At 60.1% G+C, this 278-nt stretch carries 1 protein-coding gene; it reads right to left on the reverse strand.

Features of this window, described 5'->3' with window-relative positions; all coding sequences use genetic code 11:
- Positions 1-5: 5 nt before the first annotated feature.
- Positions 6-278, reverse strand: a 273-nt coding sequence (locus tag BK660_RS30730; RefSeq protein ID WP_148057504.1) for a 3-keto-5-aminohexanoate cleavage protein, incomplete at its 5' end; no start/stop codon positions are given.

Here is a 278-nt window from a genome sequence, read left to right on the forward strand (position 1 = left end):
CTGACTCAGCCGTAGTGGGTGAAGCCTTTCTGGCCAGGCGTGCGGTTCGGCGCAAAGCCGTTTGCGGCCAGGGTTTCATCGGCGTCCTTGTAGAACGTGCCGATCTTGTAGATCTCGCGGGCTTCCTTGGCAGTGGCCACTTTGCGACCCATTTCCTTGGAGATGCGCAGCAGTTGTTCGATCTGCTCGACCGTGCCCATCTTGCGATCACGGCTTTGCGTCCAGATGTTGTCCTCGGTGCCGCAGCTCACATGCAGGCCGAGGGCAATCGCCATCAC

The sequence above is a fragment of the Pseudomonas brassicacearum genome, from assembly GCF_003732265.1.
Classification (GTDB): Bacteria; Pseudomonadota; Gammaproteobacteria; order Pseudomonadales; family Pseudomonadaceae; genus Aquipseudomonas; species Aquipseudomonas brassicacearum_D.